Below are 22542 nucleotides of genomic sequence, written 5' to 3'. Positions count from 1 at the left end.
GCCGCCGCCGGCTCAAAGCCACCCGCGGCGGCGGAACCACCACACCAGCCCCGCCGCCACCGCCACGAACACCAGCCAGACGGCGGGGTAGGCCCAGCGCCAGTGCAGCTCGGGCATGTGCTCGAAGTTCATGCCATAGACGCCGGCGAGGAAGGTGAGCGGAAGGAACACCGTGGCCACCAGCGACAGCAGCTTCATCACCTCGTTGGTGCGCTGGCCGAGGGCGGCGAGATAGGCGTCCGTGAGCCCCGCCGCGGTCTCGCGCATGGCCTCGGCCTCCTCCACCGCACGCAGGACGTGGTCGAGAAGGTCGCGGAGGTAGTGCCGGGCCTGGCGGCCGAGCAGGGGATGGCCCTCGCGCACGAGCTCGGCGAGCTCGCCGCGCAGCGGGGCGATCCCCCGCCGCACCAGCAGCAGGCCCTGCCGCAGCCGGTGCAAGGCGGCCCTCGGCAAGGCCTCGGGCCGCTCCAGCACCAGCGCCTCCAACTCCTCCTCCACATCCGCCAGCCGCTCCAGGACCAGAAAGACGTGATCGACCACGAGGTCGGCGACGGCATGGCCGAGGACGTCGGCCCCGGACGGGGCATGGCCGCGCCGGCCGAATCGGCGCTCGAGCGGGGCGAAGAGGCCCTCGTCGTCGTGCTCCCGGAAGGTCAGGACCACCCCCTCGGCGAGGAAGACGGCGATCTGCTCGTCGGCGAGATCCAGCGGGTCGTCGCCCGTGCGCGGCAGGCGCAGGATCATGAACAGTCCCGTCCCCTCGGCGTCGACCCGGGTGCGCTGGCCGGTATGAAGGATGTCCTCGACGAGCAGGGCGTCGAGGCCGTACCCCACGGCCAGGGCGCGCACCCGCGCCGCATCGGCGAGCCCCGCCACGTCCACCCACACCAGCCGCCCCGGAGCAGGCGCCGGCGGGGCCTCCTCGGGCGCGAGGATGCGCCGCTGCGGGGGACCCTCCCCCCAGCTGGTCACCACCACCCGTGTGGGATCGCTCACCGCCCCCACATGCACGGCGCTGCCGGGGGGCAACCCCAGCTTCGCCGCCGCGCCCCTCGCTTCCATCTGCTTCGCCATGACGCCCTCCGCCCGCTGCGCTGCCCCCATTCTGGCCCATGCTCCCGCGCGGCGCCGCTTGCGGCGGCCTCCGCCCCGGCTATGATGTTCGGCCATCGAACATTCCGCAGGAGGAGGGCGCCATGTACATCGCGGGCGAATGGTGCGAGGCCGCCTCGGGGCGGCGCTTCCCCTCCCACGATCCGGCCACCGGGGAGCGGCTCGGGGAGGTCCCGAACGGCGACGCGCAGGACGCCGAGCGCGCGGTGGCGGCGGCGGCCGAGGCCTTCCCGGCGTGGCGGGAGACGAGCGCCTACGAGCGCGCCGCCCTCCTGCAGCGCGCCCACGCCGGGATGCTCGCGCGGGCCGAGGCCATCGCCCGCCTCATGAGCCGGGAGCAGGGCAAGCCCCTCAAGGCGGCGCTGGCCGAGGTGCGCTACGCCGCCGACTTCCTCGCGTGGTACGCCGAGGAGGCGAAGCGCGTCTACGGCCGCACCATCCCCTCGGCGCGGCGCGACCAGCGCTTCCTCCTCCTGCGGCAGCCGGTGGGGGTGGTCGCGGCGATCACGCCGTGGAACTACCCCGTCTCCATGCTCACGCGCAAGCTCGGCCCGGCGCTCGCCGCCGGCTGCACCGCGGTCCTCAAGCCGGCCGAGCAGACCCCGCTGTGCGCCCGCGCCGTCTTCGAGGTCCTGCACGAGGCGGGGCTGCCGCCGGGGGTGGCCAACCTCGTCACCACCGCCGACCCGGCGCCCGTGGGCGAGGTGCTCACGGCCGACCCGCGCGTGGCCAAGATCACCTTCACCGGCTCCACCGAGGTGGGACGGCGGCTCGCCGAACGCGCCGCGCGCCACCTCAAGCGCATCTCCATGGAGCTCGGCGGCCATGCCCCGGCGCTGGTCTTCGCCGACGCCGACCCGGTGCACGCGGCCAAGGGGCTCGCGGCCCTGAAGTTCCTCAACGCCGGCCAGGCCTGCATCAGCCCCAACCGCATCTACGTCCAGCGCCCCCTCTACGGGACCTTCCTCGAGACCTTCGCCGCCCGCGCCGCCCGCATCCGCGTCGGCCACGGCCTCGAGGAGGGGGTCGGCATGGGGCCGCTGGTGGACGCGGCGGCGCTGGCCAAGGTGGAGCGGCAGGTGGCCGACGCCGTGGGCAAGGGAGCGCGCCTGGTCTGCGGCGGGCACCGCCCGGAGGGGCTCGAGGGCGGCTTCTTCTACGCCCCCACGGTGCTCGCCGACGTCACCCCGGAGATGACCGTCTACCGCGAGGAGACCTTCGGCCCCGTGGCCCCGGTGATCCCCTTCGACGACCCGGCGGAGGCGGTGGCGCTCGCCAACGACACCGACTACGGCCTCGCCGCCTACGTCTACACCCGTGACCTCGCCCGCGCCTGGCGGACGGTGGAGGGCCTCGACTTCGGCATCATCGGCGTCAACGACGTCAACCCCACCGCCGCCGCCGCCCCCTTCGGCGGCATGAAGGACAGCGGCCTCGGGCGCGAGGGCGGCCCCGAGGGCATCGAGGAGTACCTCGAGGTCAAGGTCGCCGGGATCAGCCTCTAGGGCCGGCGTCGGCCCCGGGCGGGATGGCGTAGGTGGCGGTGACGTGGGCGACCATCTCGGGGTCGCCCTCGCTGTAGAGGGCCACCTCGCCCACCGCCAGGCGCCGTCCCAGCTTGAGCAGGCGGGCCTCGGCGACGACGTCGGCCGGGCGCGGCCGGCGCAGGAAGTTGCAGTTGAGGTTGGTGGTGACGGCGAGCTTGACCGGCCCCAGCGCGCTCAGCACCGCGGCGTACATGGCGGCATCCGCGATCGCCATCAGCACCGGCCCCGAGACCGTGCCGCCCGGGCGCAGGAAGTCGTCCCGGTAGGGCAGGCGCAGGCGCGCCCGCCCCCGCTCGATGGCCTCCACGCGCAGCCCGAGGCGGCCGACGAAGGGCACCTCCTCCCGCGCGATGGTCTCGAACTCGGCGGCGCTGATGGCGCTCACGTCGCCCCCCGCAACGGTTGGGAATTCAACCATAATAGCCTGCAAGCCCTGGCCGGAGGAGCCTGCCCATGGCGGAGATGAACCGCGTCTTCACGATGGAGACCGTCCCCCTCAAGTTCGGCTGGGGGGCCCTCGACGAGATCGGCCACGATCTCGCCGCCCTCGGCCTGCGGCGGGTGCTGCTGCTCACCGACCCCGGCGTGGCCGCCGCCGGGCACGCCGAGCGCGTGGCCGAGCGGGCGCGGACCTGCGGGGTCGAGGTGGTGGTCTGGGACGGGGTGCGCAGCGAGCCCACCGACGCGAGCTGGCGCGAGGCCATCGCCTTCGCCCGCGAGGGCGCCTGGGACGGCTTCATCGGCCTCGGCGGCGGCTCCGCCATCGACACCGCCAAGGCCGTGAACCTCTACACCACCCACCCCGCCGACCTCATGGCCTACATCAACCGGCCGCTGGGCGATGGCCGCCCGGTGCCCGGCCCCCTCAAGCCGCTGGTGGCGATCCCCACCACCGCCGGCACCGGCAGCGAGACCACCTCGGTGGCGGTGCTGGACCTGCTCGAGCGCAAGGTCAAGACCGGTGTCTCGCACCGCCACCTGCGCCCCCGCCTCGCCGTGGTGGACCCGCAGACCACCCTCACCCTGCCGCCGGCGGTGACCGCCTCCTGCGGCCTCGACGTCCTCTGCCACGCCCTCGAGTCCTACACCAGCCTGCCCTACGACCGCCGTCCCGCCCCCGCCGATCCGGCCCAGCGCCCCGCCTACGTGGGGGCCAACCCGGTGAGCGACCTGTGGGCGGCGGAGGCGATCCGGCTCGGGGCGCGCTGGCTCGCCCGCGCCTACCACGAGCCGGGCGACCGCGAGGCCCGCACCCGTCTCATGCTCGCCGCCACCTACGCGGGCATGGGCTTCGGCAACGCCGGCGTGCACCTGCCCCATGCCATGTCCTACCCCATCGCGGGGCTGGTGCGCGGCTTCCGCCCCCGCGGCTGGCCGGGCGAGGGGCCGCTGGTGCCGCACGGGATCTCGGTGGCCCTCGGCACGCCGGCGAGCTTCCGCCACCTCGGCCCCCACGCCCCGGAGCGCACCCGCGAGGCCCTGCGCCACCTCGGCGGCGACGCCGGGGCGGTGGCCCCGGAGGAGGCCGGGGCGGCGCTGGCGGAGTGGATGACGGCACTGCTGCGCGAGCTGGAGCTGCCCAACGGCCTCGCCGAGGTGGGCTACACGGCGGCCGACATCCCGGCCCTGGTGGAGGGCACGCTGGCCCAGCAGCGGCTGCTGGTGAACGCGCCGGTGGCGGTGGACGCGGCGCTGCTCGAGGCCGTCTTCCGCGACAGCCTCCGGCTGTGGTGAGCGCCGCCCGCCGTCCTCAGAAGGCCTCGTCGGGCAGGGCCATGAGGGTGGCGCCGCCTGCGCGCACCGCGGCCTCGAGGGCGTGGACCTGGGGCAGCAGCCGCTGCATGTAGAAGCGGGCCACCGCGAGCTTGCCCTCGTAGAAGGGCCGCTCGGGGCCGTCGAGGCGCTCGAGGGCGACCGCCGCCGCGCGCGCCCAGAGGTAGGCGAGCGCGGTGAGGCCGAACATGCGCAGGTAGTCGGTGGCGGCGGCGCCGAGCTCCTCCGGGCGCTGCGGCCCCTCCTCCTGCAGCCAGGCCGTGACCGCGCGCAGCCTGCGCAGGGCATCCTCCAGAGGCACCACGAACTCGCCCATGCCCGCGCGCCCGTGGGCCTCGCGCACGAAGGCCTCCACCGGGGCGAAGAAGCGCCCGGGCAGGCGCCCGTCGTGGAGGAAGAGTTTGCGCCGCACCAGGTCGAGGGCCTGGATGCCGTTGGTGCCCTCGTAGATCTGGGCGATGCGGGCGTCGCGCACGAGCTGCTCCATGCCGTGCTCGCGGATGTAGCCGTGGCCGCCGAAGACCTGCAGCCCGAGGTTGCAGACCTCGAAGCCGCAGTCGGAGACGAAGGCCTTGATGATGGGCGTGAGCAGCGCCACCAGGTCGTCGGCGGCCTCGCGCACCGCCGGGTCGGGGTGCCGTTCGGCCTGGTCGATGGCGAGCGCCGCCCAGGCGCACAGGGCGCGGTTGCCCTCGTTGTAGGCCCGCGCCGTGAGCAGCATGCGGCGCACGTCGGGATGGACCACGATGGGATCGGCGGGGCGGTCCGGATCGCGCGGCCCGCCCATGAAGCGGCCCTGGAGGCGTTCGCGCGCGTAGGCCGCGGCGCTCTGGTAGGCCACCTCGCCGAGCCCCAGGCCCTGCATCCCGATGGCGAGCCGCTCGAGGTTCATCATCGTGAACATGCAGGCCAGGCCCTTGTTGGGCGGACCCACGAGGTAGCCCTCGGCGTCGTCGAAGTTCATGACGCAGGTGGCCGCCCCCCGGATCCCCATCTTGTGCTCGATGGCCCCCGGCGAGACGCCGTTGGCCTCGCCGAGGCTGCCGTCCTCGCGCACCTTGCGCTTGGGCACGAGGAAGAGGCTGATGCCGCGCACCCCCTCGGGGGCGTCGGGCAGGCGGGCGAGCACCAGGTGGACGATGTTCTCGGTGAGATCCTGGTCGCCGCCGGTGATGAAGATCTTGGTCCCCGTGATGCGGTAGCCGCCGTCGCCCGCGGGCACCGCGCGCGTGCGCAGCAGCCCGAGGTCGGTGCCGCAGTGGGCCTCGGTCAGGCACATGGTGCCGGACCAGCGCCCCTCCACCATGGGCGGCAGGAAGCGGCGCCTGAGGGCCTCGTCGGCGTGGGCGCGGATGGCGCGGTAGGCCCCGGCGGTCAGCACCGGGTAGAGGCTGAAGGCGACGTTGGCCGCGCTCCACATCTCGTGGACCTGGAACTCCACCAGGGTCGGCAGGCCCTGGCCGCCGTAGTCGGGGTCGGCGCCGATGCCGGGCCAGCCGCCCTCGCAGAAGAGGCGGTAGGCCTCGCGGAAGCCGCGCGGCGTGGACACCTGCCCGTCCTCGAGGCGGCAGCCCTCCTCGTCGCCGCTGCGATTGAGAGGGAAGAGGACCTCCTCGGCGATGCGCCCGGCCTCCTCCAGCACGGCGCCCACGAGATCCGGGGTCGCCTCCTCGCACCCGGGCAGCTCGGCGAGCGCCCGCCCGGCATCCAGCAGCTCGTAGAGCACGAAGCGCATGTCGCGCAGGGGAGCCTGATACTGGGCCACCGTCCCTCTCCTCCATCAAGGGATTGAATCGGCCCATTATAGCGGCCGCGGGGCGGCGGTCAGGCGCGCCCCTCCGGGAAGGCGAGGACCTCGTCGATGGTGCGCGCACCGGCGAGGACCATGAGCAGGCGGTCGAGGCCGAGGGCGACCCCGGCGCAGGCGGGAAGCCCCGCGCGCAGGGCCGCGAGCAGCCGCCGGTCGCCGCCCCCCGGGCGCCCCGCGCGCCGCCGCGCGCGCCGCTCGGCGATCATGCGCCGGGCCTGCTCGGCCGGGTCGGTGAGCTCGTGGAAGCCGTTGGCGATCTCCATGCCGTCGAGGTAGAGCTCGAAGCGCTCGGCCACCGCGTCGGCGCCCGCGCCGCGCACGCGCGCCAGCGCCGCCTGGCAGGCCGGGTAGTCGTGGAGGAAGGCGGGACGGCCGCCGCGCCCGAGCCGCGGCTGCACCCACAGCGCGGTGAGGGCGTCGAGCAGGACCTCGCGCGGCTCGTCGCCGCGCAGCACCACCCCGGCCGCGGCCGCCGCCGCGCGCAGCGCCGCCCGCCCGGCCCGGTGCGGATCGAGCCCCAGGTGGCGGCGCCAGGCCTCGCGCACGGTGAGCCGCTCGGCGGGCGCGAACCGTCCCGGCGCCACCGCCGCGAGCAGGGCCTCCACCTCGTCCATGAGGCGGTGGTGGTCCCAGCCCACGCGGTACCACTCGAGGATCGTGAACTCGACGTTGTGGCGCGCCCCCCGCTCGCCGCCGCGGAAGGCGCGGGTGATCTGGTAGATGTCGCCGCTGCCCGCCGCCAGCAGGCGCTTCATGTGGAACTCGGGCGAGGTCTGGAGGTGGCGGCGCCGCCCGCCGACGCGGGTGCGCAGGGGCTCGAGGGCGGGGTCGGTGACGGTGCCGGCGGACAGCAGCGGCGTCTCCACCTCCAGCACCCCGCGCGCGGCGAAGAAGGCGCGCACGGCGGCGAGCAGGCGCGCGCGCGCCTCGAGGACGGCGCGGGAGCAGGCCGGGCCCCAGTCCGGCGCGCTCACGGCGCCCGGCGCGGGCTCATTCCTTGGCGCGGGAGACGTATTCGCCGGTGCGGGTGTCGACCTTGATCCGCTCGCCCGCCTCGACGAAGAGCGGCACCCGCACCACGGCGCCGGTCTCGAGGGTCGCCGGCTTGGTACCGCCGGTGGCGGTGTCGCCGCGCACCCCGGGGTCGGTCTCGACGATCTCCAGGACCACGAAGTTGGGGGGCGTGACCGCGATCGGGCGGTCGTTCCACAGCGTGACCTGGCAGAGGTCTTGCTCCTTGAGCCACTTGGCGGCGTCACCCACGGCGGCCTCGTCGGCGGCGTACTGCTCGAAGGTCTCGGGGACCATGAAGTGCCACTGCTCGCCGTCGTGGTAGAGGTACTGCATCTCGGTCTCGTGCACGTCGGCAAGCTCCACCGACTCTCCGCTCTTGAAGGTGCGGTCGAGGATGCGCCCGGTGAGGAGGTTGCGGAACTTCACCCGGTTGAAGGCCTGGCCCTTGCCCGGCTTGACGAACTCGTTCTCCACGATGACGCAGGGCTCGCCGTCAAGCAGGACCTTGAGACCGCTGCGGAACTGGTTGGTGCTGACCGTCGCCATCGCCCCCTCACACCTCGCTGTCTGTCACCCTGGCCGCAGGGCGCCCCCCCGCGGCGGCCGCGTATAATAGCTCGATGCCCCCGCCTTCGCACGAGATGACCGGCGCCGCCCCCGCCGTCGGCGACTGGCGCCGCGCCCTCGCCGCCGCGCTGCGCACGCCCGAGGCCCTGCGGGCGGCGGCCGGACTGGGGGCGCCGGCCGAGGCCGAGCGGGCCGCCGCGGCCGACTTCCCCGTGCGCGTGACCGCCACGGTGCTGGAGCGCATCCGCCGCGGCGACCCCGCCGACCCCGTCCTCGCCCAGTTCCTCCCCGCCGCGGCCGAGCTCGCGCCCGTGCCCGGCTTCGTGGACGACCCCGTGGGCGACCTCGCCGCCCGCCGCGGCCCCGGACTGCTGCAGAAGTACCGGGGCCGCCTCCTGGTGATGCCCACCACGGCGTGCGCGGTCCACTGCCGCTACTGCTTCCGCCGCCACTACCCCCACCGCGACGGCGCCCGCCCGGAGGCGGTGGCGGCGAGGCTGCGCGCCGACCCGGGCCTGCACGAGGTGATCCTGAGCGGCGGCGATCCCCTGGTGCTGCCGGACCCGCCCCTGCGACGCCTGCTCGCGGCCGTGGACGGCGTGGCCACCGTGCGCCGCATCCGCATCCACACCCGCGTGCCGGTGGTCCTGCCCGCGCGCATCGGCGCGCCGCTCGTGGCGATGCTGTCCGCCCTGCGCGCCCGCTGCGTGGTGGTCCTGCACGTCAACCACGCCGCCGAGCTCGGGCCCGATGCGGCGGCGGCGCTCGCCGCCCTGCGCGGCGGAGGCGTCGTCCTCCTCAACCAGGCCGTGCTGCTGCGCGGCGTCAACGACAGCGTCCCCGCCCTCGCCGCGCTCTCCGAGGCCCTCCTCGACCACGGGGTCCTGCCCTACTACCTGCACCAGCTTGACCCCGTGCGCGGGGCCGCCCACTTCGGCGTCCCGGACGCCGAGGCCCTGGCCCTGCACCGGGCGCTGCGCGCCCGCCTGCCGGGCTACCTGGTGCCGCGGCTGGTGCGCGAGGTACCCGGCGATGCGGCCAAGCGGGAGCTTGCCGCCGCGGTTGAAGCCGCGGATGCGTCGCGACTATAGTCCGGCGGGATACGCCACCGACGCGCGGCCGCGGAACACCCCCGAGGGACGATCGCTTGACGACGGGCGAAGGACAGATCCCGCTGCTGCGGGTCCCCCGGACCGAGGGCGACCGGCCCCATCCGCTCGTGGAATCGCCGCGGCGGGCGCGCGGGTGGATCGGCGAGCTGCCGCTCGCGGACCCCGCCCGCGCCGGCACCGAGGTGCTGCGCGCCCTCGGCGAGAGCAACCGCCGCCCGGCGCGCCCCGGCGACCGGCTGCGCTTCGTCCTGCTGCTCGAGCCCGTCCTCGGGGACCTGGGCGCGGCCCTGCTGCGGCGGCTGCGCGAAGGCGGCGGCCGCGACCGCCTCCTGGCGCTGTGCGGGGCGCTGCACCGGGAGGCCGCCGTCGCCTACAAGCACGCCATCCTGGATCACGGCCGGGCGGGCCTGCTGGGGCGGCTGTCGCGCGGCGCCCTCGCGCTCGCGCACTGCGGCGCCGTCGGCCATCTCGCCGAGGTCCTGGTGAGCGCCTGCCGCGCCTACCATCCCTGCCCCGCCGGACTCTGGCTCGAGCTCAACCAGCTCCTGCTCAACGCCGAGGGCCTCGCCATCGCCGCGCGGCGCCCCGACGTCCCCGCGACCCTGCCGCCGACCCCAGCCGACGGCTACCGCCGCGCGGCCCTGCTCCACCTCGCCTCCCCGTGGCAGCTCTCGCTGGAGGAGCTGCAGTGGGTCTGGGCGCTCGCGGGGGCGCTGGCACCGCGCTGCCTGCTTCTCGACGAGCGCCGGGCCGACGAGCGGGACGGCCTCTTCATGGTGGATCTCCTCGCCGACGCCCCGCCCCAGCCCCTGCCCGCCCCGACCCAGACCCTGGGGCCGTTCCAGCGGCTGCTCGACACGCGGCCGCTGGTCGGCCGGCTGCGCCAGGAGAACGGCTCCCTCGAGGCCCTCGCCGGCCCCCTGCCGACGGCCCGCGAGGAGCTGCTGGCGCGCCTGGTGCGGGCATGGTCGTCCGCCGCGCGCCGCGGCTTCTCGCGCAGCCGCAGCGACCAGGCGATGGAGATCGTGCTCGGCCTGAGCGCGGTCCACGCCGCCCTCGCGCCCGACGACGCCCCGCGGGGGCCGAGCCCCCACGGGATCGAGCTCGACGTCCTCTCCGAGGACCGCCCCCGCGACCCCGGCGAGTATCTCTTCGACCCGGAGGCGGACGACGTCTGGAGCCGCGTCTACGGCCTGCCCGCCCAGGCGCGCACCGACCCCGCGCCACGCCCGGCGCCGCCGCGCCCGGCGCCGGCCACCGCCCGCGCCGTCGACGAGAGTGCAGGCGGCTACTGCTTCGAGCTCACCGCGGGCGACCGCGGCGGCGAGCTTCGCATCGGCGAGGTCTGCGCCCTGCGTCGCGAGCCCGCCGCCGTCGAGTGGACCATCGGCATGGTGCGGTGGGTGCGCCGCGAGGACGACGCGCGGACCCGCTTCGGCGTCCAGCTCATCGCCCCCAGCGCGGTGGCGGCGACGGTGCGCGAGCGGTCCGGCGAGGGCGCACGCGCCTGCCGCGCGCTGCTGCTGCCGCCGCTGCCCGCGCTCGCCCAGCCGGCGAGCCTGGTGCTGCCGGCGCGCCTCTTTCGCAGCGGCGAGCACGTCACCGTCGACGCCGGCGGCGAGCCCGTGCCCGCCCGGCTCGGCCGGCGGCTCGAGGGCGGACGTCTCTACGCCCGCTTCGAGCTCGAGCGGGGCCGCGGCGGGGGCGAGGCCGCCCCCGGCCGGGCGGTGGGGGACTGAAGCGGAGGAGCCATGGCAGGCGAAGGCGACCCCATCCTGCATCTCGTCATCGTCGAGGAATCCCTCAACGAGGCCGAGCGCTACGTGAGCATCCTGCGCAGCGCCGGCCACGCCGTGCGCCCGGCGCGGGTCGACGACGCCGAGGGGCTGCGCGAGCTCCTCTCGGCCCAGCCCGCCGACCTCGTGCTGGCCACCGATGGGGCCCCCGCCCTGGACCCGGCGGAGGCGGTGGCGGTCCTCGCCGACATGGAGAAGGACGTGCCGGTGGTGGCGGTGCTGCGCAGCGCCGGCGAGCCCGAGGTGGTGCGCCTGATGGAGGCGGGCGTGCGGGCGGTGGTGGCGCGCGGGCGCGAGCGCGAGCTCTGCCTCGTGGTGGCGCGGGAGCTCGCCGCCCTCACCGACCGCCGCGCCCTGCGCCGCGCCGAGCGGCGCTACCGCGAGCTCGAACGGCGCAACCGCGCCCTCCTCGACAGCTCCCGCGACGCCATCGCCTACGCCGTCGACGGCATGCACGTCTACGCCAACCGCGCCTGGCTCGAGCTCTTCGGCTATGCGTCCTTCGACGAGATCGAGGGCCTGCCGCTGCTGGACCTCATCGCCCCGCGCGACCACGACACCATGAAGCGGCTGCTGCGCGCGGGCGCCGCCGGCGAGCCCGAGGGGGAGGTCACGGTCCACGGCCGGCGCGCGGACGGCGACGAGATCCCTCTCACCCTCGCCTACGCCCCCTCCAGCGTGGACGGCGAGCCCTGCCTGCAGATCGTGATCCGCCCCCCGCAGCCGGAGGCCCCGACCGCCGCGGTGCCGGGGCGCGAGGACCCGCTCACCGGCCTGCTCGCCCGCCAGGCCTTCATCGAGGCCCTGGAGGAGGCGGCCAGCGCCGCCGTCGAGGGCGGCGCCCCGGTCGCCCTCGCCTCGGTGGGCCTCGACGGCGTCGATGCGATCGCGCGCACGGTGGGCATCGACGCCGTCGACGCCGTGCTCCAGGCGATCGCCGGGATCATCCGCAGCCAGGTGCCCGCCGATGCGCCCGCCGGCCGCATCGCCGACACCGAGGTCGCGGTGCTGCTGCCGGCGCCGACGCCCGAGGCGGCCGAGGGGCAGGCCGAGCGGCTCCTCGCCGCCCTCTCGGGCCGCGTGGTGGAGGTCGACGGACGCGGCGCCCCCATCGCGGCCAGCATCGGCCTCGCCCTCGTCAGCGAGGAGGCGGGCGGGGCGCGCGAGATCCTGCGCCGTGCCGGCGAGGCGCTGCACACGGCGCGCGAGGCGGGGGGCGGCCGCGTCGTGCGCTACCGCCCGCCGGCCCCGAAGGAGGACGCGGGCAGCTGGCGCGAGCGAATCGCCGCCGCCGTCGAGGAAGGGCGCGTGGGCGTGGTCTACCAGCCGCTGAGCCCCCTTCACGGGCCGCCCGAGAGCCTGTTCGAGGCCTACGCCCGCCTCCTCGAGGAGGGCGAGACGGTGCCCGCGGGGCGCTTCCTCGGCGGTCTCGACGCCGACCCCGTGGCGGCCCGGCTCGACCGCGCGGTGGCCACCGCGGCGATCCGCGCCCTCGCCGCCGAGCACGACGCCGGGCGCAGGCCGGCCGTCTTCCTCAACCTGTCCGCCGCGAGCCTCGTCGACGAGTCCTACCTGCCGTGGCTCGCCGGGGAGCTGCGCGCGGCGCACCTCGCGGCGGGCGCGGTGATCCTCGAGGTCATGGAGCCGGCGGTGGTGGCCCATCTCGCCGCCGCCCGCCGCCTCGCCAACGGGCTGCGCGCGGCGGGCTGCCGCCTTGCCATCGGCCGCTTCGGCGGCGGCCTCGGCAGCCTCGGCCTCCTCGAACAGCTGCCGGTCCAGTTCGTCAAGATCGATCCGTCCTTCCTGCGCGAGCTCGCCGGCGAGGGCCGGCCGGCCATCGCCCGCATCTGCGAGCGCGCCCGCGAGGCGGGCGTGCGCACGGTGGCCGAACGGGTCGAGGATGCGATGGCCCTGCCGATACTCTGGGAGTGCGGCGTCGACTACGTGCAGGGGCACTTCCTCCAGGAGCCGTCGGAAGAGCTCGTGTTCGACGCCGGCGAGGGGGCGGACCTGACCGGCCCGTGATCGCCGCGTGGGACCCGGACGGGCTTCACTTTTTCTCAAGATTCGCGCTGTTATAATCAGCGCATTGGATGATGGACGACCCGGATGACCGAGCGGGCGGGGAAGCGACATGGGTGGCGGGCCGCGGCGCTGGCCGCGGCGCTCGCCCTGCTTGCGCCCTGGGGCGGCTGGGCCGGGGTCGAGAACACCAAGCACAACCTCGTGCGCGGCACGCCCCAGCAGGGACCGGCGCTGTGCGTCTTCTGCCACACGCCGCAGGGCCACGGCGGGCGCGCCCAGGAGCCGCGCTGGATGCGCGTGCCGGCGGAGCAGGCGGGGGCCGGCATGAGCTTCCTCACCTACGACAGCCTCGGCCGCTCGGCGGTGGGCCGGGACGTGGCGGTGGGCTCGGTCTCCATGGCCTGCCTGTCCTGCCACGACCAGACCCAGGCCCCCGAGGTCTCGCCCCAGGACTCCCACCCCTTCGGGGTGCCCTACCGGGGGGAGGTCATCGACCCCGCCCGCCGCGCCGAGATCATGAGCGAGATCAGCCAGTTCACGCCCTTCCGCCCGGCCCGCTTCCTGAAGAACCTGTCCGGCTTCCGGCGCGCCGACTTCTCCATCATCGACGCCGTGCCGGTGTGGTGGGTGGACACCGGCGAGCCGGGCCGGCAGCGCACCGACGTCCAGCTCTACAGCCGCATCCTCAACGAGAACGAGGCCGTGCCCTTCGTCGAGTGCGCGAGCTGCCACGACCCGCACAGCGAGACCCGGCTCTTCCTGCGCGTCGAGAACGACCAGAGCACCCTCTGCCGCGCCTGCCACGCCGACTGGTAGGGCGCACGGGCTTGACAAGCCGCGCCCGTCCTCCGAACGTAGGCCCCCCGACCGGACGCAGCCGGGGACCGGCTTGAACGAAGTGCCCGCCGGCGCCCTCTTCGGCGCCCTCGTCGTGCTGATCCTGCTCTCGGGGTTCTTCTCGGGCTCCGAGACGGGGCTCATGACCCTCAACCGCTACCGCCTGCGCCATCTCGCCCGCCACGGGCATCGGGGCGCGCGCCTGGCGCAGGCGCTGCTGCGCCGGCCCGACCGGCTCATCGGGCTCATCCTCCTCGGCAACAACTTCGTCAACATCCTCGCCTCCTCGGTGGCCACCGTGCTCGCCCTGCGCCTGCTCGGCGAGGCGGGCATCGCGGTGGCGGCGGGGCTGCTGACCCTGGTGATCCTGATCCTCGCCGAGGTGGCGCCCAAGACCCTGGCGGCGCTCCACCCCGAGCGCGTCGCCTTCCCCGCCGCCTACGTCTACACCCCGCTGCTGCGCCTGCTCTATCCGCTGGTGTGGCTGGTCAACACCCTCGCCAACGGCGTCCTGCGCCTGCTCGGCGTCGACCCCGCGGCGGCCTCCGCTGAGGGCATGAGCCGCGAGGAGCTGCGCACCGTCCTGCACGAGGCGGCGAGCATGTTCCCGGGGGCGCGCGGACGCATGCTGCTCGGCATCCTCGACCTCGAGCGGGTGACCGTCGAGGACATCATGATCCCGCGCACCGAGATCGTGGGCCTCGACCTCGAGGACACCGAGACGCCGCTCGCCGAGCGGCTGCGCGCCATCCCCTACACCCGCATCCCCCTCTACCGCGGCAGCATCGACGAGGTCACGGGCATCCTGCACGTGCGCGACGCCATGCGGCTGCTCCTCGACGGCGGGGAGATCACCCCCGAGGCCCTCGCCGCGCTGGCGCGCCCGCCCCTGTTCATCCCCGAGCACACGCCCCTCAACCGCCAGCTTCTGCAGTTTCAGGGCACCCGGGAGCGGGTCGGCCTGGTGGTGGACGAGTACGGCGAGATCCTCGGGCTGGTCTCCATGGAGGACCTGCTGGAGGAGATCGTGGGCGAGTTCACCACCGACCCGCTCGGCAGCATCCCCGAGGCCCACCCCCAGGAGGACGGGAGCTGGGTGGTGGAGGGCGGCGCCAGCGTGCGCGAGCTCAACCGCGGCCTCGGCCTGCATCTGCCCACCGACGGCCCGAAGACCCTCAACGGGCTCGTGCTGGAGCACCTGGAGCAGATCCCCGAGCCGGGCACCAGCATCCTCATCGCCGGCTACCCGGTGGAGATCCTGCAGACCCAGGACAACATGGTGAAGACCGCCCGCATCTACCCGCGCCGCCGCCGGCGCGAATGACCCAGACGGAGAAGACCATGGACATCGACCACCTCATCGCCGCCCTCGGCCTCGGCGACCGCCTCGGGGGCGAGGGCCTCGCCGTGCGCACCCCCATCGACGGCAGCGTCATCGCCCACGTCGCGGAGACCTCGGAGGCGGCCTACGACGCCGCGGTGGCGCGCGCGGTCGCCGCCTTCGAGACCTGGCGGCGGGTCCCGGCGCCGCGGCGCGGCGAGCTCGTGCGCCGCCTCGGCGAGCTGCTGCGCGCCCACAAGGAGGCCCTCGGGCGGCTGGTCAGCATCGAGACCGGCAAGATCCTCGAGGAGGGCCTCGGCGAGGTCCAGGAGATGATCGACATCTGCGACTTCGCGGTGGGCCTCTCGCGCCAGCTCCACGGCCTCACCATCGCCTCGGAGCGGCCGGAGCACCGCATGAGCGAGCTCTGGCACCCGCTGGGGCCGGTGGGGGTGATCACCGCCTTCAACTTCCCGGTGGCGGTGTGGTCCTGGAACGCGGCGCTGGCCCTGGTCTGCGGCGACCCGGTGGTGTGGAAGCCCTCGGAGCGCACGCCGCTGACCGCGCTCGCCTGCGAGGCCCTGGCGCGGCGCGCCGCCGAGGGCCTGGAGGAGGCCCCGGAGGGGCTGGTGCAGGTGGTGATCGGCGGGCGCGCGCTGGCCGAGCGCATGGCCGACGATGGGCGCCTGCCCCTGGTGAGCGCCACCGGAAGCTGCGCCATGGGCCGGGCGCTGGGGCCGCGCATCGCCGCCCGCTTCGGCCGCGCCCTGCTCGAGCTCGGCGGCAACAACGCCGCCGTCGTCACCCCCAGCGCCGACCTCGATCTCGCCGTGCGCGCGGTCCTCTTCAGCGCCGTGGGCACCGCCGGCCAGCGCTGCACCACCACCCGCCGGCTCATCGTCCACGAGTCCGTCCGCGAGGAGATGCTCTCGCGCCTGCGCTCGGCCTACGCCCAGGTCCGCATCGGCAACCCCCTCGAGCCCGGCACCCTCATGGGGCCGCTGGTCTCGCGCGAGGCCTACGAGGCCATGGAGGCGGCGCTGGCGCGGGCCCTCGCCGAAGGCGGCGCCGTCGACGGCGGCGGGCGCGTCCTCGCCGAGCGCTATCCCGAGGCCTGGTACGTGCGCCCCGCCCTGGTGGAGATGCCGGCCCAGACCGAGATCGTGCGCACGGAGACCTTCGCCCCCATCCTCTACGTCCTCACCTACCGCGAGCTGGAGGAGGCCATCGCCCTCAACAACGCCGTCCCGCAGGGGCTGTCCTCGGCCATCTTCACCACCGACCTGCGCGAGGCCGAGGCCTTCACCGGGCCGGCCGGCAGCGACTGCGGCATCGTCAACGTCAACACCGGCACCTCCGGGGCCGAGATCGGGGGCGCCTTCGGCGGCGAGAAGGAGACCGGCGGCGGGCGCGAGTCCGGCTCCGACGCCTGGAAGGCCTACATGCGCCGGGTCACCTCCACCGTCAACTACGGGCGCGGCCTGCCGCTGGCCCAGGGCATCCGCTTCGGCGACTGAGGAGCGGCGGTTGCGGCCGCCGCCCGGATCGCCGAGAATCCATGCCCTTTCCAGGCCGGGGGGAACACGCGATGTCCCAGATCAAGATCCTCCTAGACGAGCACGAGATCCCCACCCACTGGTACAACGTCGTCGCCGACATGCCGAACCCGCCGGCGCCGCCGCTGGGCCCGGACGGCAAGCCGGTGGGTCCGGAGCAGCTCGGCGCCATCTTCCCGCCCCAGCTCATCGAGCAGGAGGTCAGCGCCGAGCGCTGGATCCCGATCCCCGAGCCCGTGCGCGAGGCCTACCGGCTGTGGCGGCCGAGCCCGCTCTACCGCGCCCGCCGCCTGGAGGAGGCGCTGGGGACCCCGGCCCGGATCTACTACAAGTACGAGGGCGTCAGCCCCGCCGGCTCGCACAAGCCCAACACCGCCCTGCCCCAGGCCTACTACAACCGCGAGGCCGGCGTCCACCGCCTCACCACCGAGACCGGGGCCGGCCAGTGGGGCTCGTCGCTGGCGCTGGCCGGCCGCCTCTTCGGCGTCGACGTGCGCGTCTACATGGTGCGCGTCAGCTACGAGCAGAAGCCCTACCGCCGCTCCATGATGCAGACCTGGGGCGCCGAGGTGCTGGCGAGCCCCACCGACCGCACCGAGGCCGGGCGCAAGGTGCTCGCCGAGCACCCCGACTCCCCGGGATCCCTCGGCATCGCCATCTCGGAGGCGGTGGAGGAGGCGGCGACCCGCGACGACACCAACTACGCCCTCGGCTCCGTGCTCAACCACGTGCTGCTGCACCAGACCGTGATCGGGCTCGAGGCGAAGAAGCAGCTGGAGAAGGCGGGCGAGTACCCGGACGCGATCTTCGCCGCCTGCGGCGGCGGCTCCAACTTCGGCGGCATCGCCTTCCCCTTCCTCGCCGACAAGGCCGCGGGCCGCGAGGTGCGCCTGGTGGCGGTGGAGCCCACCTCCTGTCCGACCCTGACCCGCGGCCACTACGCCTACGACTTCGGCGACACCGTGGGGCTGACGCCGCTGCTGCGCATGTACACCCTCGGCCACGACTTCGTGCCGCCGGCCATCCACGCCGGCGGCCTGCGCTACCACGGCGACTCGCCCCTGGTCTCGCAGCTCCACGCCGAGGGCATCGTCGAGGCGGTGGCGGTGCCGCAGGTGGCCACCTTCGAGGCCGGCGTCCTCTTCGCCCGCTGCGAGGGCATCATCCCCGCGCCGGAGTCGAGCCACGCCATCCGCGCCTGCATCGACGAGGCCCTGCGCTGCAAGGAGACGGGCGAGGCGAAGACGCTGCTCTTCAACCTCTCCGGCCACGGCCACTTCGACATGGCCGCCTACGACAAGTACTTCTCGGGCGAGCTCGAGGACTACGAGTACCCGCAGGAGGCCATCGAGGCCGCGCTGGAGCGCCTGCCCAAGGTCGGCTGACGGACCGCGGCCGGCTCAGTCCAGCCGCTCGAGGGCCTCGGCGAGGCGCGTCACCGCCGCCACGGCGAGGCCCTCGATCCCCCCGCGCGGGGCGTTGCCCTTCGGCACCACGGCGCGGCGGAAGCCGTGCTTGGCCGCCTCGCGCAGCCGCTCCGGCCCGCCCGGCACGGGCCGGATCTCCCCGGCGAGGCCCACCTCCCCGAAGACCACCAGGTCGCGCGGCAGCGCCCGGTCGCGCAGGCTCGAGACCGCCGCCGCGACCACCGCGAGATCGGCCGCCGTCTCCGCCACGCGCACCCCGCCGACGACGTTGACGAAGACGTCGCGGTCGTAGAGGGGGATGCCGCCGTGGCGGTGGAGCACCGCCAGCAGCAGGTTGATGCGGTTGGGGTCGACGCCCACGGCGAGGCGGCGCGCCGGCCCCCCGTGGGCCTCCTCCACCAGCGCCTGCACCTCCAGCAGCAGCGGCCGCGTGCCCTCGCGGGTCACCGTGACGACGCTGCCGGGTGCGGCGTGCTCCGGGCGCGAGAGGAAGATCGCCGAGGGGTTGCCCACCGGACGCAGGCCGCGGTCGGTCATGGCGAAGACGCCGAGCTCGTTGACCGCGCCGAAGCGGTTCTTGACCGCGCGCACCACGCGCAGCCGCCCGCCGGCATCGCCCTCGAAATAGAGCACCGTGTCCACCATGTGCTCCAGCACCCGGGGGCCGGCGAGCTGCCCCTCCTTGGTCACGTGCCCCACCAGGAAGACCGCGCAGCCCGCGCCCTTGGCCAGCCGCACCAGCTCCGCCGCGCACTCGCGCACCTGCCCCACCGAGCCAGGCGCCGACTGCAGCGCCTCGGTGTGCACGGTCTGGATCGAGTCCACCACCAGCACCCCCGCCCGCTCGCGCCGCGCCGCCTCCAGGATCGCCTCCAGGCGGGTCTCGGCGAGCAGGCGCAGCCCCGCCGGGGCCAGCCCCAGGCGCTGCGCCCGCAGGGCCACCTGGGCGGGCGACTCCTCGCCCGTGACGTAGAGGGTGGGGGTGCCGGCGGCAAGCGCCGCGCAGGCCTGCAGGAGGAGGGTCGACTTGCCGATCCCGGGGTCGCCGCCGATGAGGACCACCGAGCCCCGCACCAGGCCGCCGCCGAGGGCGCGGTCCAGCTCGTCGATGCCGGTGGGGATGCGTGGCGCCTCCTGCGGCGCCACGCGGGCGAGATCCAGCACCGCCCCGTCGGCGAGCCCCGAGTAGCCGCCGCCGCGCCGGGGAGCCGACGCCGCCTCCTCGGCCAGGGTGTTCCATTCCCCGCACTCCCCGCAGCGCCCGCTCCACTTGGGGTGCTCGGCGCCGCAGGCGGTGCAGCGGTAGACGGTGCGCGCCCGCGCCACGCTCGGCTCCTCGTCCCGGACCGGCGGCAAGCCTAGCACAGCGCGGGGCGGGACCGCCCCGGCACAAAGAAGGAGGGCGGCACGCGCGCCGCCCTCCCGGTCTCCCTTCCTGGGCCTCCCAGCCCGGCCCGATCCCTGGTGAGCTCCTCGAACCGGATCCCTATGTCCTGTGCGGGATTATAGACGCGGCCGCCCCGCCCACGCACCCGCCGCCGTCCCCACGTGCCGTCGCCCGGAACGGACGCGGTCCGCGCAGGTCGCGGATTCATCAAGGGTTTTTGTCGGATCCGCCGCCTCTGTAAGCCTGGGCCTACAGGAGATTACGACCCCGACCCCGCGTCCTCGTCCACCCAGCGGCGCGGCGGCCGCCCGGTGACGCGGCACAGAAGCTCGTAGCCGATGGTGCCGGCGCACGCCGCGACCTCGTCCACCGGCAGTTCCGGTCCCCACAGCACCACCCGGTCGCCCGGCCGCGCCGCCGGATGCTCGGTGAGGTCCACGGTGAGCATGTCCATGGAGACCCGGCCCACCAGCGGCACCCGCCGGCCCGCCACCCACACCGGTGTGCCGTTGGGGGCGTGGCGCGGATAGCCGTCGCCGTAGCCGATGGCCACCACCCCGAGCCGCGTCGGGCGCCGCGCCCGCCAGGTCCCGCCGTAGCCCACGGGCTCGCCGGCGGCGTGGTCGCGCACCGCCAGCAGCCGGCTCTCCAGGGTCATGGCCGGGCGCAGCCCCCAGCGCGCGGGATCGGCGTCGGTGAAGGGCGAAACGCCGTAGAGCATGATCCCCGGGCGCACCCAGTCGCCGCGGGCGGCGGCAAAGCCGAGCAGCCCCGCCGAGTTGGCGATGCTGCGCGGGGCCTCGAGGCCGGCGGTGGCCTCGGCGAAGCACGCGAGCTGCCGCGCCGTGGCCGGATCCGCGGGATCGTCGGCGCAGGCGAGATGGGTCATCAGCACCGGGACGCCCGCCACCTGCGCGAGCCCCGCGAGCCGCCGCCACAGGGCCGCCGCCTCCTGCGGCGCCACCCCGAGGCGGTGCATGCCGGTGTCCACCTTCAGCCACACCCCCACCGGGCGCGGCAGCGCCGCCCGCGCGAGCCGCACCACCTGCCCGGCGTCGTGCAGGGCGAGCCAGAGGTCGAGGCGGGCGGCGGCCTCCAGGTCCTCGCCGTCGGCGAAGCCCTCCAGCACCAGGATCGGGCCCCCGAGGCCGGCCTCGCGCAGCGCCACCGCCTCCTCCACCACCGCCACCGCGAAGCCGTCGGCCAGTCCCGCGAGGGCGCGCGCCACCGCCACCGCGCCGTGGCCGTAGGCGTCGGCCTTGACCACCGCGAGCACCCGCGCCGGGCCCGCGGCGGCGCGGGCGCGCGCGAGGTTGTGCCGGACGGCGGCGAGATCGACGGTGATCCGGGCGCCGCGGCTCATGCCTCGTCGGCGTAGGGGTCGTGGGCGAAGTTCTCGAAGCGGGTGTACTGGCCGAGGAAGGTCAGCCGCACCGTCCCGGTGGGGCCGTTGCGCTGCTTGGCGACGATGATCTCGGCGGTGCCCTTGTCGGGGCTCTCCGGGTTGTAGACCTCGTCGCGGTAGATGAAGACCACGAGGTCGGCGTCCTGCTCGATGGAGCCCGACTCGCGCAGGTCCGACATCACCGGGCGCTTGTTGGGCCGCTGCTCGAGATTGCGGTTGAGCTGCGACAGCGCGATCACGGGCACGTGCAGCTCCTTGGCCAGGGCCTTGAGCGAGCGGGAGATCTCCGAGATCTCCGTGGCCCGGTTCTCGCTCCCGCCCGGCACCTGCATCAGCTGCAGGTAGTCCACCACCACCAGCCCGAGCCCGCCGTCGAACTGGCGCTGCAGCCGCCGCGCCCGCGCCCGCAGCTCCGTCGGGCTCAGGGCCGGGGTGTCGTCGATGTAGATGGGCGCCTGGGCGAGCAGGGTCACCGCCGAGGTGATGCGCGGCCAGTCCTCGTCCTCGAGCCGCCCGGTGCGCACCCGCTGCTGGTTGACCCGCCCCAGCGAGGACATCAGGCGCAGGGCGAGCTGCTCGCCCGGCATCTCCATGCTGAAGACCGCCACCGGCCGCCCCCCCTTGATCGCCACGTGCTCGGCGATGTTGAGGGCGAAGGTGGTCTTGCCCATGGACGGGCGCCCCGCCACCACCACCAGGTCCGAGGGCTGCAGCCCCGAGGTCAGCTCGTCGAAGTCGGCAAAGCCCGTGGCCACGCCGGTGATGGCGCTGCCCTCTTCGTAGAGGCGCTCGATGCGCTCCACCGCGGCGGTGAGCAGGTCCTTGAGCGGCGTGAAGCCGGCCTGGATGCGGCTGCCCTGCTCGGCGATCTCGAACACGAGCCGCTCGGCGTAGTCGAGGAGCTCGCGGGTGTCGCGCCCCTCGGGGTTGAAGCCGGCGTCGGCGATGCGGGTGCCCACGTGGATGAGCTGGCGCAGCACCGAGCGGTCGCGCACGATCTGCGCATAGGCGCGGACGTTGGCCGCGGTGGGCGTGCCCTCCACGAGGGCGGCGAGATAGGCGAGCCCCCCGACCGCCTCGAGCTCGCCGCGCTCGCGCAGGCGGTCGCTGACGGTGACGGCGTCGAAGGGCTCGCCGGCCTCGGCCAGGGCCTGGATCGCCTCGTAGACGAGCCGATGCTCGCGGCGGTAGAAGTCGTCGGGGCCGACGCGGTCGGCGACCTCGTCCCAGGCCCGGTTGTCCACCATGAGGGCGCCGAGCAGCGACTGCTCGGCCTCCACCGAGTGCGGCGCGACCCGCAGCGCATCGGCGCGGCGGGCGGCCGGGCGCGTCGCCGTCGACTCCATCGGGCCTCCTCCCGGCGCGTCGGGCGCCGTCGAGGATAGCACAGGCGGCTCAGGCCTCAGGCTCGATCACCAGCCGGATGGTGGCGCTGACCTCCGAGTGCAGCCGCAGCTCCACCTCGAACTCGCCGATGGTGCGGAACGGCCCCTCCGGCAGCAGCACCTCGCGCCGCTCCACCTCGACGCCGAGCTGCGCGCTGGCGGCCTCGGCGATGTCGGCGGTGCCCACCGAGCCGAAGAGCTTGCCCTCGCCCCCGACCCGCGCCTGCACCCGCACCACCTGCCCCTCGAGCCGCTCGGCGCGCGCCCTGGCGGCGGCCACGATCTCGGCCTCGCGGGCCTCCAGCTCCGCCCGCCGCTTCTCGAACTCGGCGATGTTCTCCGGCGTCGCCGGGGCCGCCTTGCCCTTGGGAATGAGGTAGTTGCGCGCATAGCCCGGGCGCACCCGCACGCGGTCGCCGATGCGCCCCAGGTTCTCCACCCGCTCGAGCAGGATCACTTCCATCGTC

Annotated in this window: 18 protein-coding genes; 9 read left to right on the top strand and 9 right to left on the bottom strand. The window is 75.1% G+C overall.

Annotated elements, in window-relative coordinates:
- Positions 1 to 12: 12 nt before the first annotated feature.
- On the bottom strand, positions 13 to 1074 hold the full coding sequence (gene corA, locus EDC57_RS05470; RefSeq protein ID WP_170165044.1) for a magnesium/cobalt transporter CorA: 1062 nt from the start codon (positions 1072 to 1074) through the stop codon (positions 13 to 15).
- Between the two features lie 122 nt (positions 1075 to 1196).
- On the opposite strand from corA, the gene EDC57_RS05465 reads away from it, so the two are divergent.
- Positions 1197 to 2618 carry an NAD-dependent succinate-semialdehyde dehydrogenase gene (locus EDC57_RS05465; RefSeq protein WP_245995133.1) on the top strand — a complete coding sequence of 474 codons (1422 nt, stop codon included), beginning with the start codon at positions 1197 to 1199 and terminating at the stop codon, positions 2616 to 2618.
- On the opposite strand, the gene EDC57_RS05460 is transcribed toward EDC57_RS05465, so the two are convergent.
- Positions 2608 to 3045, bottom strand: a complete 438-nt coding sequence (locus EDC57_RS05460) for a PaaI family thioesterase (RefSeq protein ID WP_245995132.1) — start codon at positions 3043 to 3045, stop codon at positions 2608 to 2610. The genes EDC57_RS05465 and EDC57_RS05460 overlap by 11 nt on opposite strands.
- Before the next feature lie 68 nt (positions 3046 to 3113).
- Between EDC57_RS05460 and EDC57_RS05455 the strand changes: the two genes are divergently transcribed.
- Complete coding sequence (locus tag EDC57_RS05455; protein ID WP_123400818.1) at positions 3114 to 4394, top strand: hydroxyacid-oxoacid transhydrogenase; 1281 nt, start codon at positions 3114 to 3116, stop codon at positions 4392 to 4394.
- 16 nt (positions 4395 to 4410) lie between these two features.
- On the opposite strand, the gene EDC57_RS05450 is transcribed toward EDC57_RS05455, so the two are convergent.
- From EDC57_RS05450 to efp, 3 genes are read right to left on the bottom strand one after another with little or no spacing between them, the layout of a single operon-like run.
- Positions 4411 to 6198 (bottom strand): acyl-CoA dehydrogenase C-terminal domain-containing protein, encoded by a 1788-nt coding sequence (locus EDC57_RS05450; RefSeq protein ID WP_123400817.1) that lies wholly within the window; start codon positions 6196 to 6198, stop codon positions 4411 to 4413.
- Between the two features lie 59 nt (positions 6199 to 6257).
- Positions 6258 to 7217 (bottom strand): EF-P lysine aminoacylase EpmA, encoded by a 960-nt coding sequence (gene epmA / locus EDC57_RS05445; protein WP_123400816.1) that lies wholly within the window; start codon positions 7215 to 7217, stop codon positions 6258 to 6260.
- Between the two features lie 16 nt (positions 7218 to 7233).
- The gene (efp, locus tag EDC57_RS05440; protein ID WP_123400815.1) at positions 7234 to 7803 is read right to left on the bottom strand and encodes an elongation factor P; all 570 of its coding nucleotides are present in this window, start codon (positions 7801 to 7803) and stop codon (positions 7234 to 7236) included.
- 74 nt (positions 7804 to 7877) lie between these two features.
- On the opposite strand from efp, the gene EDC57_RS05435 reads away from it, so the two are divergent.
- The 7 genes from EDC57_RS05435 to EDC57_RS05405 all read left to right on the top strand — a co-directional run bounded on the left by EDC57_RS05435 (position 7878) and on the right by EDC57_RS05405 (position 17856).
- Entirely contained in the window at positions 7878 to 8915 is a 1038-nt protein-coding gene (locus tag EDC57_RS05435) for a KamA family radical SAM protein (RefSeq protein WP_245995131.1), read from the top strand.
- A 56-nt stretch (positions 8916 to 8971) separates the two neighbouring features.
- Entirely contained in the window at positions 8972 to 10675 is a 1704-nt protein-coding gene (locus EDC57_RS05430) for a hypothetical protein (RefSeq protein WP_123400813.1), read from the top strand.
- Positions 10676 to 10687: 12 nt separating this feature from the next.
- Positions 10688 to 12757, top strand: coding sequence for an EAL domain-containing response regulator (locus EDC57_RS05425; RefSeq protein ID WP_123400812.1), 2070 nt, complete (start codon positions 10688 to 10690; stop codon positions 12755 to 12757).
- An 84-nt stretch (positions 12758 to 12841) separates the two neighbouring features.
- Positions 12842 to 13573, top strand: a complete 732-nt coding sequence (locus tag EDC57_RS12930; RefSeq protein WP_211331880.1) for a cytochrome c3 family protein — start codon at positions 12842 to 12844, stop codon at positions 13571 to 13573.
- 73 nt (positions 13574 to 13646) lie between these two features.
- Positions 13647 to 14918, top strand: a complete 1272-nt coding sequence (locus EDC57_RS05415; RefSeq protein ID WP_123400811.1) for an HlyC/CorC family transporter — start codon at positions 13647 to 13649, stop codon at positions 14916 to 14918.
- Positions 14919 to 14935: 17 nt separating this feature from the next.
- On the top strand, positions 14936 to 16432 hold the full coding sequence (gene amaB / locus EDC57_RS05410; RefSeq protein WP_123400810.1) for an L-piperidine-6-carboxylate dehydrogenase: 1497 nt from the start codon (positions 14936 to 14938) through the stop codon (positions 16430 to 16432).
- Between the two features lie 71 nt (positions 16433 to 16503).
- Positions 16504 to 17856, top strand: coding sequence for a TrpB-like pyridoxal phosphate-dependent enzyme (locus EDC57_RS05405; protein ID WP_123400809.1), 1353 nt, complete (start codon positions 16504 to 16506; stop codon positions 17854 to 17856).
- A 15-nt stretch (positions 17857 to 17871) separates the two neighbouring features.
- On the opposite strand, the gene radA is transcribed toward EDC57_RS05405, so the two are convergent.
- The 4 genes from radA to rplI form a co-directional block, all read right to left on the bottom strand.
- Positions 17872 to 19224 carry a DNA repair protein RadA gene (gene radA, locus EDC57_RS05400; protein ID WP_123400808.1) on the bottom strand — a complete coding sequence of 451 codons (1353 nt, stop codon included), beginning with the start codon at positions 19222 to 19224 and terminating at the stop codon, positions 17872 to 17874.
- Positions 19225 to 19544: 320 nt separating this feature from the next.
- Positions 19545 to 20648: an alanine racemase gene (alr, locus tag EDC57_RS05395; protein WP_123400807.1), complete on the bottom strand. Its 1104-nt coding sequence runs from the start codon at positions 20646 to 20648 to the stop codon at positions 19545 to 19547.
- Entirely contained in the window at positions 20645 to 22036 is a 1392-nt protein-coding gene (gene dnaB, locus EDC57_RS05390; RefSeq protein WP_123400806.1) for a replicative DNA helicase, read from the bottom strand. The genes alr and dnaB overlap by 4 nt, the downstream gene beginning before the upstream one ends.
- A gap of 49 nt (positions 22037 to 22085) precedes the next feature.
- A complete protein-coding gene (gene rplI, locus EDC57_RS05385; protein WP_123400805.1) occupies positions 22086 to 22538 on the bottom strand; it encodes a 50S ribosomal protein L9 in 453 nt (150 codons plus the stop codon).
- Positions 22539 to 22542: the final 4 nt, after the last annotated feature.

Origin of the sequence: Inmirania thermothiophila (assembly GCF_003751635.1) — a bacterium.
GTDB classification, from domain to species: Bacteria; Pseudomonadota; Gammaproteobacteria; order DSM-100275; family DSM-100275; genus Inmirania; species Inmirania thermothiophila.
The sequence above is the reverse complement of the archived record's forward strand: the minus strand, read 5'-3'. Positions and strand labels throughout refer to the sequence as shown.